Below are 15,413 nucleotides of genomic sequence, written 5' to 3'. Positions count from 1 at the left end.
TGAGAATGTCCTGACTGGAAGGCGAGACCCGCATGATCGGCATACCCACCCACTCCGGCGTACGGCGCGTGGCACGCGTCGGCGCCCTGCTCGGCGCGGCTGCCCTGGCCGCCGCGAGCGGCGCCGTCCCCGCCTCGGCGGCCACCGCGCACGGCCACCACGGCACCCCGCACACCGAGACGCCGATCAAGCACCTGGTGGTGATCTACGACGAGAACGTGTCGTTCGACCACTACTTCGGCACCTACCCGCAGGCCGCGAACACGGACGGCACGACGTTCCGGGCCGCCGCGCACACCCCGAAGGCCGACAACCTGTCGAACGCGGGCCTGCTGAAGAAGAATCCGAACCTGTACGCGCCGAAGCGGCTCACCTCCGCGCAGGCGATGACCTGCGACCAGAACCACTCCTACGGCCCGGAGCAGTACGCGGCGAACGGCGGCAAGGCAGACAAGTACGTCGAGAACACCGAGGTCGACAAGTGCACCGGCCTGTTCGGTGAGCCCGGCCTGGTCATGGACTACTACGACGGCAACACCGTCACCGCGCTGTGGAACTACGCCCAGCACTACGCGCTCGGCGACCACTCCTTCAGCTCGGTCTACGGCCCGTCCACGCCCGGCGCGCTGAACCTGGTCTCCGGCCAGACCCACGGCGTCGTCTCCGTCGACCCGGCGACCGGCGAGAAGACGGCGAAGCCGGACTCGTACACGGTGATCTCGCCGGACGCGAAGGGTGTCGGCACGCTCGTCAACGACCCCGACCCGGCGTTCGACGACTGCTCGGACAAAGACCGCACGAGCACGAACGCGCTCGCGCAGATGCAGGGCAAGAACATCGGTGACCTGCTCAACTCCAAGGGTGTGAGCTGGGGTTGGTTCCAGGGCGGGTTCCGGCCGAGCACCGCGTGGAACGGCAAGAGCGACGACCACGCGAAGTGCGCGGGCGCCACGCACACGAACGTCGGCGGCGCGGCCGTCGAGGACTACTCGCCGCACCACTCGCCGTTCCAGTACTACAGGTCGACGTCGAACCCGCACCACCTCGCGCCGAAGAACCTCGCCGAGATCGGTCACGCGGGCCGCGCGAACCACAACTACGACCTCACCGACTTCGACGCGACCGTCAAGGCCGGCAAGCTCCCTGCGGTGAGCTTCCTCAAGGCCGCCGAGTACCAGGACGGCCACGCCGCCTACTCGGACCCGGTCGACGAACAGCACTTCCTGGTCAAGGAGATCAACGCGCTCCAGCAGTCCCCGGAGTGGAAGTCGACGGCGGTCGTGATCGCGTACGACGACTCCGACGGCTGGTACGACCACGTCACGTCGAAGGTCCTGAACGGCTCGAAGGACTCGACGCTCGGCTCGAACGGCAAGGCCGTCGACTCCCCCGCCTGCCAGTCAGGACCGGCCGCGACGCACGGGTACGCCGACCGCTGCGGCCCCGGCACCCGGCAGCCGCTGCTCGTCGTCTCGCCGTACAGCAAGGCCAACGCGATCGACCACACGGCGACCGAGCAGGCGTCGATCACCAAGTTCATCGAGGACAACTGGCACACCGGGCGGATCGGTGACGGGTCCTTCGACAAGCGCGCGAACACCCTGGCCTGGATGTTCGACTTCCGGCACCCCAACAACAAGCAGGTGCTGCTGAACACGGACGGCTCCGTGAAGTCGGTCAAGCCGATCCCGAGCCACTACCCGCGTACGGCGGCCTCGCCGCAGTACATCGCCGACCTCAAGGCGCAGAACGTCGCCGCCGACACGTCCACGACGTCTCCGGTGGTGCCGGTCGCGCTCGGGGGCGGAGTGCTCGCGGCGGGCGCGGTGGCGACGGTGTTCGCGCTGCGGCGACGGGCCCGCGGGGCTTCCGCGTAACGCTCGACAACAACCGGCTCCGTCGTCCTGGCGGGGCCGGTTTTGCCGTTCCCGCAACTTTCCGTGCCCTCTCGCGGAGCGCCTGGTGAGACTGGCCGTCCACCGACACGAGGAGTTCCCGATGGACACCACCGACGCGTTCACCTTCTGGGACGGCGTCTACGCGGCCCGCGAGGCGGCCGGCGATCCCCGCCCGAACGCGCGCCTCACGGAACTGGTGACGGGGCTGGCGCCGGGCGACGCGCTGGACCTCGGCTGCGGGGACGGCGGCGACGCGCTGTGGCTCGCCGGGCAGGGGTGGCAGGTCACGTCCGTCGACATCTCGGCGGTCGCGGTCGGACGCCTCGCGGACCTCGCGCGCACGCGAGGGCTCGGCGAGCGCGTCAACGCCGTACGGCACGATCTCGGCGAGTCCTTCCCCGCCGGGGAGTTCGACCTGGTCAGCGCGCAGTTTCTGCAAACGCCGTACGCCTTCGACCGGGCGAGTGCGCTCCGTACGGCCGCGCACGCGCTGCGGCCCGGCGGGCGGCTGCTGGTCGTCGACCACGGGTCGGCGGCGCCGTGGTCGTGGAACCAGGATCCGGATACGCACTACGCGAGCCCGAAGGACGTCGCCGCCGGTATCAGCCTCGATCCGGCGGTCTGGACGGTCGAGCGCGCCGACGCTCCCCGCCGTATCGCGACCGGTCCCGGCGGTCAGAAGGCCGAGGTCGTCGACCACATCCTCCTGATCCGCCGGACCGGCTGAGGCTCACGCCCCGGGGCCGACCTCCCGCACGATCCCCGGCCGGGTCCCCCAGACGACCACCCGGTCCCCCTTCTTCAGCACGCCCCACAGCCGCCGCGCGTCGCCCACGCGCAGGTTGACGCAGCCGTGGGAACCGCCCTTGAAGAGGTCGCCGTACGAGCCGTGGAACGCCTGGCCGCCGTCGAAGAACTGCGTATACGGCATCGGGGAGCGGTTGTAGAGGGACGAGTAGTGGTCCTTGTGGCGGAGGTGGACGCGGTGGGTGCCGGTGCGGGTCTCGTAGCCGTCGCGGCCCGAGCGGATGGGTACGGGGGTGTAGAGCACGCGCTTGCCCTTCTGCACCCACATCAGCTGGCGGCCCAGGTCCACGCAGGCCACCCGGTGCGAGCCGACCGGGCAGCGGCGGGCCGCGTTGGGGTTGCGGGCGGCCTGGGCGACCAGCGCCATGCGGTACGTCGGGTAGCCGGCGTACCCGTTCGCCGGGGAGAGGCCGCTGCGGGCCTGGAACGCGCGGATCGCCTCGCAGTCGGCGGGCGACTGACTGCCGTCCTGCGGGAGTTTCAGGTGGCGCTCCAGCTGTCGCTGGTACGGGCCTGTCCCGGCCGTGCACGGCGACGTGCCGTCCGCCGCCGACGCCGCCGGGGAGGCCGTCGCGGCCAGGACGGCCGCCGCTGTCACCACACGCCACATCCAGTTGGTCCTCATGGGGCCAGCAAAACGGGGTGGGGGGTGCGGTGAGGGGCGAGCTGAGCCGAACGGCGGGTCGCTTGCCCCCTACCGGGTACGTCAGCTCTTGGTCAGCACCCGCACCGGCTCCCCCGCCAGGTACGCCGCGATGTCCTCCACCGCCTGCCCGTAGAACGTCCGGTAGTTCCGCTCGGTGACGTACCCGAGGTGCGGGGTCGCGAGGACGTTCGGGAGGGTGCGCAGGGGGTCGTCGGCGGGGAGGGGTTCCGTCTCGAAGACGTCCAGGCCGGCTCCGGCGATCCAGTGTTCGCGGAGGGCTCGGATCAGGGCGTCCCGGTCGACGATCGCCGCGCGCGAGGTGTTGACGAGGTACGCGTGGGGGCGCATCGCGCGCAGTTCGGGTTCGCCGAGGAGGCCGCGGGTGCGGTCGGAGAGGACGAGGTGGATCGAGACGAAGTCGCTGCGGGCCAGCAAGTCCTCCTTGGAGGCGGCGAGTTGGACTCCCGCGTCCGCCGCGCGCTGCGCTGTCAGGTGCTGGCTCCAGGCCAGGACGTCCATGCCGAACGCCGTGGCGACGCGGGCGACCTGGCTGCCGAGGCGGCCGAGTCCGAGGAGGCCCAGGGTGCGGCCGGCGAGGTCCTGGCCGACGGTCGACTGCCAGGGGCCGTTCTCGCGCAGGGCCCGCGCCTCGGTGGTGAGGTGCCGTGCGAGGCCCAGGAGCAGGGCCCAGGTGAGTTCGGCGGGCGGGGTCGCGCTGCTCGCCGTACCGCAGACGGTGACGCCCTGTCCGGCCGCCGCCGTGAGGTCGATGGACGCGTTGCGCATACCCGTCGTCACCAGGAGGCGCAGCTTCGGGAGCCGTTCCAGGAGGGCGGCGTCGAAGGGGGTGCGTTCGCGCATGGCCACGACAATCTCGCAGTCGGCGAGTTCGCCGGCCAGGCGGTCATGGTCGGTGATGTTCTCGCGGAGGGTGCGGACGTCGACCTGTCCGGCGAGGGGGCTCCAGTCCGCCGAGGTCAGGGCTACGTCCTGGTAGTCGTCGAGTACGGCGCAGCGGAGGGTCATGCGGGGGTCCTGCCTTTCCTGCGGGGAGCGTGGGGGGTGCGTGGGGTGCGTCACCTGTCGTACGCGAGCCTCGCCGTGCGCGGGACCGGGCCGAACGTGCCGCCGTGGAAGTCCGTGAACGCCTGGGCGATCTCGTCCTTGGTGTTCATGACGAACGGGCCGCCGAGGGCCACGGGTTCACGCAGGGGTGTGCCGCTGTAGATCATGACGCGGGCGGGGTGCTCGGGGTCGGTGGCCATGAGGTGGAGGGTCGTGGGGGCGGGGCCCTCGACGGGGTCGGACCAGCCGGTGCGGCCCGCGTGGAGTTCTCGTCCCGCGACGAGCAGGCGGCCGTTCATGACGTACGCGAACAGGCGGTGTTCCGGGGGGACTCGGAGGGTGTACGAGGACTCCGGGTCGAGGGTCGCGACCAGGCCCTGGACCGGGTGGTGGGTGTCCGCCGCGCCGGTGACGCCGTCCACGGTGCCCGCGTGGACGTCGATCCGTACGCCCGGGGTCTCGATGCGGGGCATCGCCGCGCGGGTGAGGTCCTGGTAGCGGGAGGGGGTGAGCTTCTTCGCTGCGGGGAGGTTGAGCCACATCTGGAGGACGTGCGCGTGCTCGTCGCGGTAGGCCAGTTCGCGGTGGATGATGCCGCGTCCTGCGGTCATCCACTGGACCTCGCCGGGTTCGAGGGCTCCCGTGTGTCCGAGGTTGTCGCCGTGTTCGAGGACGCCGTCGAGAACCGTCGTGACGGTCTCAAGCCCTCGGTGCGGGTGCCATTCGAACCCCGGCTTCGAGAACCAGTCCTCGACCAGCGCCAGGAACGGGTCGGTGAGCGCGGGGTCGGCCGGCACGAAGACGAGCGCCTTGTCGTCGACCTGCGCGTCGGGCCCGAGGTGCTGCTTGTCGGTGACGCGGTTGATGATCCGCTCCATGTCCATGGGGAGCTCCTCACTGTCGAGCGGCACGAGACCCATCATCCCCGGGGGCGTCTCAGGTCGGCGACCGTCTCGCCGAACTCGCGTTTCAGGGAGCGGCCGAGGTGCTTGGTGTCGAGGACGCCCCAGCGGGCGGCGACGGCCGCGGTGGAGCGGTCGGTGAGGGCGGGGTCGAGGAGGTCGCGGCGGATGCGCAGGAGGCGTTCGTGGCGGATCCAGGCGGTGAAGGTGAGGTCGGCGCCCTTGAAGAGGGAGTGCAGGTAGCGGACGGAGAGGTGGTGGCGGCGGGCGACGTGTTCGGCGGTGAGGAGGGGGTCGTCGAGGTGGGCGAGGACGTAGACGCGGATGCGGTCGGCGAGGGCGCTGGCGACCGGGGCCCGCTCGGGGGCGGTGTCGGCGAACTCGGCGAGGAGGAGGGCGGTGAGCGCGTCCGCGAGGTGGGCGCGGGGTTCGGCCCGGCCGGGGAGGGCGTCCGGGGACAGGGCGTGGCCGAGGAGCGCGCCGATGCCGGTACGGGCGGACACGGCGAGGGCGGTGCGGCGGCCGATGGCGTCCACGTGCCGGCCGAGGCTCGCGCGGGGCACGCACAGGACGGTCATGTCGGTGGGGCCGTCGCCGATGATGCGGTAGGGGCGGGTGTTGTCGCAGACGAAGAACTCGCCGGGGGCCAGCGCGGTGGCGCGGCCGTCCTGACCCACGCCGAGCCGGCCGCCGTGCAGGAGGGTGAGGTGGACCCATTCGCGGTCGGCGGAGGTGATGGTGCGGTCGTCGCGGACGACGGTCGCGCCGGTGGCCTTGATGCGGGCGACGGCGGCGGGGCCGATGGCCGCGTGCTCGAACGTCGCGTGGAAGACGGGGACGGGGTCCGTCACCCGCAGCGGGGCGAACAGGGACGAGGCCGCCGCCTCGAACGACTCCGTACGGTCCTCGTTGTCCGTCATGCCGGTGCACTCCCAGATCCCCCGCCCGGACGGCCACTGTACTGGGGCGTTGTGCATGAAATGGGGAGTCCTCGTGCACAGGCTGGTGCCCGCAGGGCACGCCCTGTTCCCTACGCTCGTCGACGGGAACGGCCCGTCTTGAGACGCGCAGTGGGGAACGTTCGATGCACAGTCACACCGAGTTGCGTCTCGGCCCGCTCGCCGAGGTGCGGATCTCTCTCGCGGCCCATCAGAGCGCGACGCTGTTGTCGCTGGTGGCCGACGTGTTCGGGGCGCGCAGTCACGGGGTGTCGCGCAAGTGGCGGGAGATCGTCCGGGGTGCGGTGCCCGAGGCGGGGGCGGCGGTGCTGCGGCCCCTGTTCGCGCCCGGGTACTCGATCATCCCGGACTGTGTCACGCCGACCGCGTGCATGCCGGAGGGGGACGCGGCGGCCCAGTTCGCGCAGTTGACGGACCTCTCGCCGGGGACGCTGCTGGACGAGCTGGAGGCGGAGTTCGGGGGCGAGGTGCCTCCGCAGTGGCGGCCCGTCGTGGACCGGCCCCAGCAGTGGATCCACGGCTATGCCGAGGTGCTGCGGCGGGTGTGGCAGGAGTTCGAGCCGGTCTGGCGGGGCGCGGAGGCGTACCTGCGCCGGGAGACGGAGCGGGTCGGTGCCGCCGTCCTCCAGGACTGTTCGGAGGCGGTGCTCCAGGATCTCAGCCCGCGGTTCCAGCTCGTCGGCGAGAGCCTGCGGCTGCCCGATCCGCAGGCCGACACGTACGCGCTCGACGGGCGCCGGCTCGTCCTCGTGCCGATCCTCTCCGGGCCGGGGGCGTCGATGTTCGCGCTCGACCGTCCCGACCTGGTGTGGATCGGCTATCCGCTGCCCGGGGTCGGGCGCCTCTGGGAGTCCTCGGCGGTGGCGCCCTCCCCCGCCAAGGATCCCCTCGCCCTCGTCGTCGGCCCGTTGCGCGCCACCATCCTGCGTACCGCCGCGCATCCCCTCACCATGGGGTGCCTCGCCAAGCTCCTCGATTGCAGCCCCGCCAACGCCACCCACCACTGCCGGCAGCTCATCGACGCCGGGCTCCTCGAACGGTACCGGCAGGGCCGCAACGTGTGGATCGGCCGGACCGAACGGGGGGACGCCGTCGTGGAGTTGCTGTCGCAGAGCGGGACGGTGCCGGACTCGCCCTGGTGATCAGGGTTTGTAGGCCTTGCGGTTGTCGTACGTGACCTTCCCGGCGGGGAGTTTCGCCGGGGCGAACAGCTGGTCGACCGTGACGATGTGGAAGCCCCGGGACTTGAGGCCCGTGATGATGGCGGGGACCGCGCTGACCGTCGTCTTGTGGATGTCGTGCATCAGGACGATGTCGCCGGGCCTGCTCTGGGTGGTGACCGTCTTGATCAGGCGGGCGGTGTCGCGGTACTTCCAGTCCAGGGTGTCGATGCTCCAGTGCACGAGCGGGCGGGCCGCCGCTTTCCGTACGGCCGCGTTGTTCGCCCCGTACGGCGCCCGCACGGTGCTCGGCCTGAGGCCCGTCGCCTGCCGGATCGCCGTGTCCGTCCGCGAGAACTCCGCGTTGATCTTCGCGGCACTCAGTTTCGTGAGATCCGCGTGATCCCAGCTGTGGTTCCCTATCTGGTGGCCCGCCTTGGCTATCGACTTCGCCACCGAGGGGTTGCGTTGCACGTTCTGCCCCACGAGATAGAACGTGACTCTGATATTCCGGTCGCTCAACGTCTTCAGCAACCTTTTCGTGTCCGCGACGGGGCCGTCGTCGAACGTCAGCGCCACACACTTCACTTTCCGGCAGTCGACGGCCTTGACCGCCTTGACCGCTTTGACATCAGCACTCGCGGACGAGGCCGTACCCACCAGCGCCGTACCGCACATCGCGGCCGTGAGCACGGAAATGACAAGTCGTCGGCGCATCGAATTCCTCCTGGAGCAGCGGGTTTTGCTCCTAGAGACGCGCCGGGAGAGGATACGGATGCATGTACGTTTTGCGAATTTCCGTACGCCTATGAGGAAGCCGGCATTCCCGTGTCACCGGAGTGACGGGAGGGAAATGGGATTACCGAGTGCCGCCACGAACCCCTTTGCACGGCGCGTTATTTCGGGCCAGTCCGCGGTCGCGACCGTGTTCGCCGGGACCACGTCGGAACCCGCGCAGACCGCGTGGGCGCCGGAGGTGAGGAAGTGGGCGGCGTTGGTGGGGTTGATGCCGCCGGAGGCGATCAAGGGGGCGGCGGGATAAGGGCCGTTGAGATCCTTGAAGTAGCGGGGGCCCAGGGAGTGGGCCGGGAAGATCTTGATCGCCGTCGCACCCAGATCCAGGGCTCGGGCCACCTCCGTCGGGGTGAACGCGCCCATGATCAGGGGGACTTGTGAGGCTATCGCCACCTCCGCCACCTCCTCCCGGCACCCCGGCGTCACCAAGTACGTCGCGCCCGCCTCGATCGCCGCCTCCGCCTGCGCCGCCGTGAGGACCGTGCCCGCGCCTATGCGGCAGCCGGGGACCGAGGCGGCGCGGCGGAGGTGGGTGGGGAGGTCGGGAGTGGTGTACGTGAACTCGATCCAGGGGATGCCGCCTTCCGCCAGCGCGGTGGCCAGGGCTGCGGCGTCCGGGATCTCGGGGGCTCGGATCACCGCGATGACGCGGTCCTCGGCGAGGGTGTCCAGGAAGTCGGGCATCAGAAGAACGTCCTTACCAGGTCGACGACTTGAGGGTGGGGGGCGTTCGCGTCGTCCAGGACCGGGATCAGGTTCCACTTGTCGAACGCGGTGCAGGGGTGGGAGAGGCCGAGGCGGACGATGTCGCCGACCTGGACGTCCGCGTCACGCAGGAACGTGTGCTGGTCGTTGAGGGCGGTAACCCGCGCGCCGGTCAACGCGCCGCCGCCCCGGACCAGTTGGGGTTCGGGCAGCCCCTCGTCGTACGGGAAGTCCCGCTTGCCGCCGTCGAGCAGCGCGAGGGACGGTTCGGGGCGGGAGATCACCCGGGTCCAGCCGTGCATCGCGCTGCGGAGGGGCAGTGGGGAGACGGTGCGGTAGTAGCCGTCGTCGTGGATGAGGTAGGCGCCGGAGCGCAGGAGGATACGGGTGCCGGTGGCGCGGACGGGCGCCAACTCCCGTACGACCGTGGCGAAGTGGGCGCTGCCGCCCGCCGTGACGACCGGGTCCGGGACTTCCAGCAGGCCGTCCGTGCGCAGCCTTTCGTGCAGGACGACCATGTCGCGGAGGTAACTCTCGATCGCGGCGGTGGACTTGAGGGCGCCCTCGTATCCGCTCACCCCGACGAGCCGCAGCCGCGAGTCCGCGCAGATCGCTCGGCCCACCGCGACGGCCTCGTCCACGCCGCGCACCCCCGTCCGCCCGCCCTCCGCGCCGAGTTCGACGCACACGTCGAGCGGACGCTCCCCGGTGTACGCCGAGCGCAGCAGGTCGACCGTGCGCGGGGAATCGGCCCAGCAGGTGAAGGAGAACCCGGCGTCGCGGTCGAGTTCGGCGCCGATCCAGCGCAGGCCGGCCGGGTCGAGGAGGGCGTTCGCGAGGTGGATCCGCTGGACGCCGAAGGCGCGGGCGACGCGGACCTGTGCGAGGGTCGCGAGGGTGATCCCCCGTGCCCCGGCGTCGAGTTGGCGCTGCCAGAGGGCGGGGGCCATGGTGGTCTTGCCGTGGGGCGCGAGGTCGACGTCGGCCGCCGCACACCAGTCGGCCATGGTGCGCAGGTTGTGTTCGAGGGCGGACGCGTCGAGGGTGAGGAGGGGTGTGCCGAACTCGTCCAGGGTGGGGCGGGTCGCGAGGAACTCGGCGGCCGTACTCCCCCACGCGTGGTCCGGCACGGACTTGAAGCGCCAGTCGAGGATCACTCCACGACCGCCTGCGCGTCGATCTCCACGAGCATGACCTCGTGCGGGAGTTCGACGAACACGGTCGTCCGGCACGGCTTGGGCGCGCCCTCGGGGACGTGTTCGGCGATGAACTCGGCGTACACCTCGTTCATCGCGGCGAAGTCGGCGCGGGTGGTGAGGTAGACGCGGAACATGACGACGTCGCCGACGCCCGCGCCGCCCGCTTCGAGGATCGCGCGGACGTTGTCCAGGGTGCGGCGGGTCTGCGCCTTGACGTCGCCCTCGTACAAGTAGGCGCCGGTGGCCGGGTCTTGAGGTCCCTGGCCGGAGACCTGGAGGATCGGTCCCTTGCGGACGCCCTGCGAGAAGGCCCAGGCGGGCGCGGGTGCGCCGTCGGTGCGGATCGCGCGGTGGCTCATCGTCGTACTCCTAGAGGGTCAGCGCGGACCAGGCCGCGTCGTCGAGGGCGAGGTGGTCGTTGAGGGCGGTGCGGGTGAGGGGCGGGGGGATGTCGGCGCGGGTCGCGAGGGTCGCTGCGGCGACGAGGTGACCGAGGCGCAGGGCGTCGGCGGGGGTGCGGGATTCGAGGCGGGCGGCGAGGTATCCGGCGGCGAAGGCGTCACCGGCGCCGACGCGTTCGACGACGCGGGCGGCGGGGGCGGGGACGAAGGCGGTGGGCTCTTGAGGGGCGTACACCGTCGCTCCATGACTCGCGTCTTTCACCACCAGGGTCGGGCCGGGGATCAGCTTCCGGATCTCCTCGGCCGTGCCCGTGTGCCAGAGGTTCTCCGCTTCGTCTCGGCCCACGAAGACGATGTCGGCGGCGCGGGCGAGGGCGAGGAGTGCGGGGGCCGCGTCGGTGCGCCAGAGCGCGGGGCGGTGGTTGACGTCGAAGGAGATGAGGGGGCCGGGGATCGCGCGGTGTACGACGAGGGCCTCGACCAGGTCGGCGCACGTGTCCGAGAGGGCGGCGGTGATGCCGGTGAGGTGGAGGATGCGGGCGTCATGCAGCATGGGCAGGGTCGTCAAGGCCGTACTCATCGCCGTAGCCGCTGAATCCCGGCGGTAGTAGTACGTGCCGGTGCCCTCGGTGCCGGGGTCCTTGAAGTACACGCCCGTCGGCCGGTCCGGGTCGGTCTCTGCGCACGAGATGTCGACACCGTTCGCTGCCAGGTCGTTCAGGACACGCCGTCCCAAGGGGTCGGCGCCGACGCGGCCCACCCAGGCGGCCCGGTGTCCGAACGCCGCCAGCGTGCACGCGACGTTCGACTCGGCGCCGCCGACCGTGAGGGCGAGGTGGGTCTGGTGGGCGAGGGGGGTCGCGGTCGGCGGGCTGAGGACAGCCATGGTCTCGCCGACGCACACGACGTCCGGGGGGAGGTGCACGGGGTGGTCCTTCACGTGTCCAGTACGCGGTGCAGGAACTGCTGGGTCCGCGGCTGTGTCGGGTTCGCGAACACCTCCTGCGGCGGCCCCTGTTCGAGGACGACACCGCCGTCCATGAAGACGACCCGGTCGGCCGTGTCCTTCGCGAACCGCATCTCGTGGGTGACGACGACCATGGTCATGCCGTCCTCGGCGAGGGACCGCATGACGCCGGTGACCTCCCCGACCAGCTCGGGGTCGAGCGCGGAGGTCGGTTCGTCGAAGAACATGACGCTCGGGTCCATGGCGAGCGCGCGGGCGATGGCGACGCGCTGCTGCTGGCCGCCGGAGAGCTGCGCGGGGTAGCTGCCGGCCTTGTCGGCGAGCCCGACGCGGGCGAGCGCGGACCGGCCGCGTTCCTCGGCGTCGGCCTTGTCGAGGCCCCGGACCTTGCGCAGGGCGAGGGTGACGTTGCCGAGTGCCGTCTTGTGCGGGAACAGGTTGAACTGCTGGAAGACCATCCCGACGTGCCCGAAGATCTCAGGGGCGCGCTTACGGTCGTGCAGCGGGACGCCGTTCACCCACACCTCGCCGCCGTCCGCGCGCTCCAGGTCGCACATGATCCGCAGCAGCGTGGACTTGCCGGAGCCGCTGGCGCCGATGAGGACGACGACCTCGCCGGGTTCGACGTCGATGTCGACGCCTTGGAGGACGTCCAGGTCACCGAAGCGCTTGCGCACTCCGGACAGGGAGATTCGTGCGGTGGTCATACGGGGAGCGCCTTTCGTTCCATGCGCCGCACGAGCAGCGACAGCGGGTAGCAGACGGCGAAGTAGAGGGCGGCGACGGCGAGGTACGAGGTGGCGGGGTCGCCGGAGCGGTCGATGACGGCCTGTCCCTGGCGCAGGAGTTCGACGTACCCGATGACGACGGCGATCGAGGTGTCCTTGATGAGAGACAGGTACTGCCCGACGAGCGGCGGCAGGACGATCGTCCGGGTCTGCGGGAGGACGACGCTGACGAACGTCCGTACCCGGCCCAGTCCCAGCACGCGCGCCGCCTCCCACTGCCCGCGCGGTACGGCCTCGATCCCGGCGCGGAAGATCTCCGCGATGTAGGCGCCCTGGTAGAGGGTGAGGGCGACGAGGGCGGCGCCGAAGACGGTGAGCCCCATCGGGGCGATGTAGGCGATGCCGAAGTACAGGAACAGCATCTGGATGAGCAGCGGCGTGCCCCGGAACACCTCCAGGTAGACCCGGCCGAGCTGGGCGAGGACGGGTACGCGGCTGGTGCGTACGGCGGCGACGAGGACGCCGAGGAGGGTGCCGGTGCCGATCGCGGCGAGGGAGAGCAGGACGGTGGACCTCAGGCCGTCGAGGTAGAGCTCGCGGTTGGACCACAGGAGCGAGAAGTCCATGTCACGCTCCCTTCAGCAGCAGGCGGCGTACGGCGCGGCGCTTCGGGGCGGCGGCCTTCAGCGGCGGCCGGAACGCCACGCGGCCCACCAGACCTGCGGCCAGCGCGACCGCGTTGGTCAGCACCAGGTAGAGCACCGCCGCGATGCCGAAGACCTGAACCGTCAGCAGCGTGCGGGAGTTGACGACCATCGCCGTACCCGTCAGCTCGGGCACGGAGATCGCCGAGAGCAGCGAGGAGCCGAGGATGATCTGGACGAGCTGGCCCACGACGGCGGGGTAGACGTTGCGCAGGGCCTGCGGGAGGACGACGTGCGCGAAGGTCCGTACGGGGCTGAGGGCCAGGACTTTCGCGGCTTCCCGCTGGCCGGTCGGTACGGCGTCGATGCCGGCGCGGAAGATCTCCGTGAGGTAGGCGCCGACGTTGACGCCGAGGGCGAGTACCCCTGCCTGTACGGGAGTCAGGCGCAGGCCCGCCGAGGGCAGGACGAAGTAGGCCACGAACATCTGGAGCAGCACCGGGGTGTTGCGCATGACCTCGACGTACACGGCCGCCGGGGCGCGCAGGGCGAGGTGGCGGGAGCGGCGGGCGAGGGCGCCGAGGAGGCCGAGGGCGAAGGCCAGCGCGAAGGCCGCCAGGGAGAGTTGCAGGGTCAGCCAGGCGGCGTCGAGGTAGGTGGACCAGTCGCGCAGCGCGTAGCTCCAGTCGACGAACATGTGAACCCCCTTGTCAGTAGGCCGGGTTGAGCGGGAAGACCCGCTCGACGCCGAACCACTTCTTGTAGAGGGCGCCGGCCTCGCCGGAGGTGTTGAACTCCCTCAGCCAGGTGTCGACCCACTGGGTCCAGGTGGCGTCGCCGAGGGGGAGGCCGATGCCGTTGTATTCGAGGGGGACGACCGAGTCCTTGGTGACGGTGAGCGAACTGTCTTTCTTCGCCTGGTAGTTGAGGAAGTTGGAGTCCTCGACCATCGCGTCCGCCTGGCCCTGCTTGACCGCGAGGACGGCCGAGGAGGAGCTGTCGTACTCCTGGATCCTCGCCTTCGGGTTGGCGGCCTTGACCGCGTCGCCGTTGGTGGAGCCCTTGGTGACGGCGACCGCCTTGCCGGTCAGGTCCCCCAGCGTGGCGATGCCGCTGGACTTCTTCACGAGGAGGACCTCGCCGGCGACGACGTACGGGGTGCTGAAGTTGACCTGCTTGGCGCGTTCGGCGGTGGTCGTGAAGTTGCAGACGACCGCGTCGACCTTCCTGGTCTGGAGGTTGGGGATGCGGTTCGCGGAGGTGGTGTCGACGATGTGGACCTTGACGCCGAGGGCCTTCGCCATCGCGGTGGCCACGTCCACGTCGTAGCCCTGGGGCTTGTTGTTCTTGTCGAGGGACCCGAACGGCGGGAAGGTCAGGCAGCTCGCGACGTTCAGGGTGCCGCGCCGGACGACCTCCTGGAGGGTGGAGGACTGCGCGCCGCCGGTGGCCGCGCTGACCGAGGTGCAGGCGGTGAGGGATGCGGCGGTGGTCACACCGGCACACATCAGCAGGAATGGGCGGGTACGGTGACGGAATCTCTGCACGGGGGCTCCCTTCCGGGAGGGGGATCGCCTCAGGGGTAGCCGGTTTGTTTTGCAATGCAGAATCTAATTTCGCATTGCACGGCTTGGCGTTGCGGAGAAATTAGCCCGCGCCCCGACCAGCGTCAATGCAGGATTTCGATATGTAACATTCTGTTTTGCAATGCAGTACGGTAGGGTCCGCCGCGTGACCTCCGAGACCCCCCGCAACTCCTCCTCGTCCCTGCGCCGCGCGCTCGGCCTCCTCATGTACCTCGCCGAGGACGACGGCCACCCCCAGGGCACGTCGCTCACCGATCTCGCGACGGGGCTCGGCATGAGCAAGAGCACGGTGCTGCGGCTCGTCGCCCCTCTGCGCGAGACCCGCCTCGTCGACCAGGACCCCGAGAGCGGCCACTACCGGCTCGGCCCGCAGAACGCCCTCCTCGGCCAGGTCTACCTGGAGCGGCTCGACATCCGGCGTACGGCTTCCCCGCTGCTGCACCAGCTCGCGCAGGACGCCCGGGAGGCCGTTCACCTGGTGAGTTTCGATCCGCCGGAGATCGTGTACATCGACAAGGTGGAGAGCCCGCAGGCGGTACGGATGCACTCGCGGGTGGGGGGACGGCAGCCCGCGTACTGCACGGCGACCGGCAAGGCGTTCCTGGCGCACTCGACGGACGCGGTCCTGGCCGAGGTCCTCGCGGCGGGCCTGCCCGCCCGCACCCCTTCCACCCTCACGACCCCCGCCCTCCTGCGCGCCGAGCTCGCCTCCGTCCGCGCACTCGGCTACGCCGTCGACGACGTCGAGAACGAACGCGACATCCGGTGCGTCGCCGCTCCCGTCTTCGGCCACACCGGCACGGTCCTCACGGCGATCAGCGTCTCGGGGCCCGCGTCCCGGGTGACCCACGAGCGGCTGCCGGAACTGGCGGGGCAGGTGATGGGGGCGGCTCGGGCGCTCACCGAGCGGTTGGGCGGGGTGGTGCCGCTGGAATAAATGCGGTGGAGCGG

17 protein-coding genes are annotated in these 15,413 nt (G+C 70.8%); 4 read left to right on the top strand and 13 right to left on the bottom strand.

The genetic code is table 11. The features are described from left to right. Positions 1–32: 32 nt before the first annotated feature. Complete coding sequence (locus tag J8M50_RS44050; RefSeq protein WP_010357099.1) at positions 33–1,877, top strand: phospholipase C; 1,845 nt, start codon at positions 33–35, stop codon at positions 1,875–1,877. 121 nt (positions 1,878–1,998) lie between these two features. Beyond that, positions 1,999–2,625, top strand: coding sequence for a class I SAM-dependent methyltransferase (locus J8M50_RS44045; RefSeq protein ID WP_010357095.1), 627 nt, complete (start codon positions 1,999–2,001; stop codon positions 2,623–2,625). Between the two features lie 3 nt (positions 2,626–2,628). On the opposite strand, the gene J8M50_RS44040 is transcribed toward J8M50_RS44045, so the two are convergent. The 4 genes from J8M50_RS44040 to J8M50_RS44025 form a co-directional block, all read right to left on the bottom strand. Beyond that, on the bottom strand, positions 2,629–3,330 hold the full coding sequence (locus J8M50_RS44040; RefSeq protein ID WP_040837568.1) for a L,D-transpeptidase family protein: 702 nt from the start codon (positions 3,328–3,330) through the stop codon (positions 2,629–2,631). Positions 3,331–3,411: 81 nt separating this feature from the next. Then, positions 3,412–4,377: a D-2-hydroxyacid dehydrogenase family protein gene (locus J8M50_RS44035; RefSeq protein WP_010357092.1), complete on the bottom strand. Its 966-nt coding sequence runs from the start codon at positions 4,375–4,377 to the stop codon at positions 3,412–3,414. A gap of 50 nt (positions 4,378–4,427) precedes the next feature. Next, complete coding sequence (locus tag J8M50_RS44030; RefSeq protein WP_010357091.1) at positions 4,428–5,336, bottom strand: pirin family protein; 909 nt, start codon at positions 5,334–5,336, stop codon at positions 4,428–4,430. Then, positions 5,336–6,238 carry an AraC-like ligand-binding domain-containing protein gene (locus J8M50_RS44025; protein ID WP_010357090.1) on the bottom strand — a complete coding sequence of 301 codons (903 nt, stop codon included), beginning with the start codon at positions 6,236–6,238 and terminating at the stop codon, positions 5,336–5,338. Before J8M50_RS44025 ends, J8M50_RS44030 begins: the two co-directional genes overlap by 1 nt. Positions 6,239–6,402: 164 nt before the next feature. Here J8M50_RS44025 and J8M50_RS44020 point away from each other — a divergent pair, with 164 nt between their 5' ends. Beyond that, entirely contained in the window at positions 6,403–7,419 is a 1,017-nt protein-coding gene (locus J8M50_RS44020) for an ArsR/SmtB family transcription factor (protein WP_010357089.1), read from the top strand. Here J8M50_RS44020 and J8M50_RS44015 read toward each other — a convergent pair whose 3' ends face one another. The 9 genes from J8M50_RS44015 to J8M50_RS43975 form a co-directional block, all read right to left on the bottom strand. Further along, the gene (locus J8M50_RS44015) at positions 7,420–8,154 is read right to left on the bottom strand and encodes a polysaccharide deacetylase family protein (RefSeq protein WP_010357088.1); all 735 of its coding nucleotides are present in this window, start codon (positions 8,152–8,154) and stop codon (positions 7,420–7,422) included. 114 nt (positions 8,155–8,268) lie between these two features. After that, complete coding sequence (locus J8M50_RS44010; RefSeq protein ID WP_010357087.1) at positions 8,269–8,916, bottom strand: bifunctional 4-hydroxy-2-oxoglutarate aldolase/2-dehydro-3-deoxy-phosphogluconate aldolase; 648 nt, start codon at positions 8,914–8,916, stop codon at positions 8,269–8,271. Then, positions 8,916–10,094: an alanine racemase gene (locus tag J8M50_RS44005; protein WP_010357086.1), complete on the bottom strand. Its 1,179-nt coding sequence runs from the start codon at positions 10,092–10,094 to the stop codon at positions 8,916–8,918. Before J8M50_RS44005 ends, J8M50_RS44010 begins: the two co-directional genes overlap by 1 nt. Next, complete coding sequence (locus J8M50_RS44000; protein WP_010357085.1) at positions 10,091–10,495, bottom strand: RidA family protein; 405 nt, start codon at positions 10,493–10,495, stop codon at positions 10,091–10,093. Before J8M50_RS44000 ends, J8M50_RS44005 begins: the two co-directional genes overlap by 4 nt. 10 nt (positions 10,496–10,505) lie before the next feature. Beyond that, positions 10,506–11,462, bottom strand: coding sequence for a sugar kinase (locus tag J8M50_RS43995; RefSeq protein ID WP_040837606.1), 957 nt, complete (start codon positions 11,460–11,462; stop codon positions 10,506–10,508). Positions 11,463–11,473: 11 nt separating this feature from the next. Further along, positions 11,474–12,211 (bottom strand): amino acid ABC transporter ATP-binding protein, encoded by a 738-nt coding sequence (locus tag J8M50_RS43990; RefSeq protein WP_010357082.1) that lies wholly within the window; start codon positions 12,209–12,211, stop codon positions 11,474–11,476. Further along, complete coding sequence (locus J8M50_RS43985; protein WP_010357080.1) at positions 12,208–12,858, bottom strand: amino acid ABC transporter permease; 651 nt, start codon at positions 12,856–12,858, stop codon at positions 12,208–12,210. The genes J8M50_RS43990 and J8M50_RS43985 overlap by 4 nt, the downstream gene beginning before the upstream one ends. Position 12,859: 1 nt before the next feature. Beyond that, positions 12,860–13,573, bottom strand: a complete 714-nt coding sequence (locus J8M50_RS43980; protein ID WP_010357078.1) for an amino acid ABC transporter permease — start codon at positions 13,571–13,573, stop codon at positions 12,860–12,862. A gap of 13 nt (positions 13,574–13,586) precedes the next feature. Beyond that, the gene (locus J8M50_RS43975) at positions 13,587–14,372 is read right to left on the bottom strand and encodes an ABC transporter substrate-binding protein (RefSeq protein ID WP_010357077.1); all 786 of its coding nucleotides are present in this window, start codon (positions 14,370–14,372) and stop codon (positions 13,587–13,589) included. Positions 14,373–14,607: 235 nt separating this feature from the next. On the opposite strand from J8M50_RS43975, the gene J8M50_RS43970 reads away from it, so the two are divergent. Then, a complete protein-coding gene (locus J8M50_RS43970; protein ID WP_040837602.1) occupies positions 14,608–15,399 on the top strand; it encodes an IclR family transcriptional regulator in 792 nt (263 codons plus the stop codon). Positions 15,400–15,413: the final 14 nt, after the last annotated feature.

Origin of the sequence: Streptomyces acidiscabies, from assembly GCF_020010905.1 — a bacterium.
GTDB lineage: Bacteria > Actinomycetota > Actinomycetes > Streptomycetales > Streptomycetaceae > Streptomyces > Streptomyces acidiscabies.
Note: the sequence above shows the minus strand (reverse complement) of the source record. Positions and strands in the feature narration are given on the sequence as shown.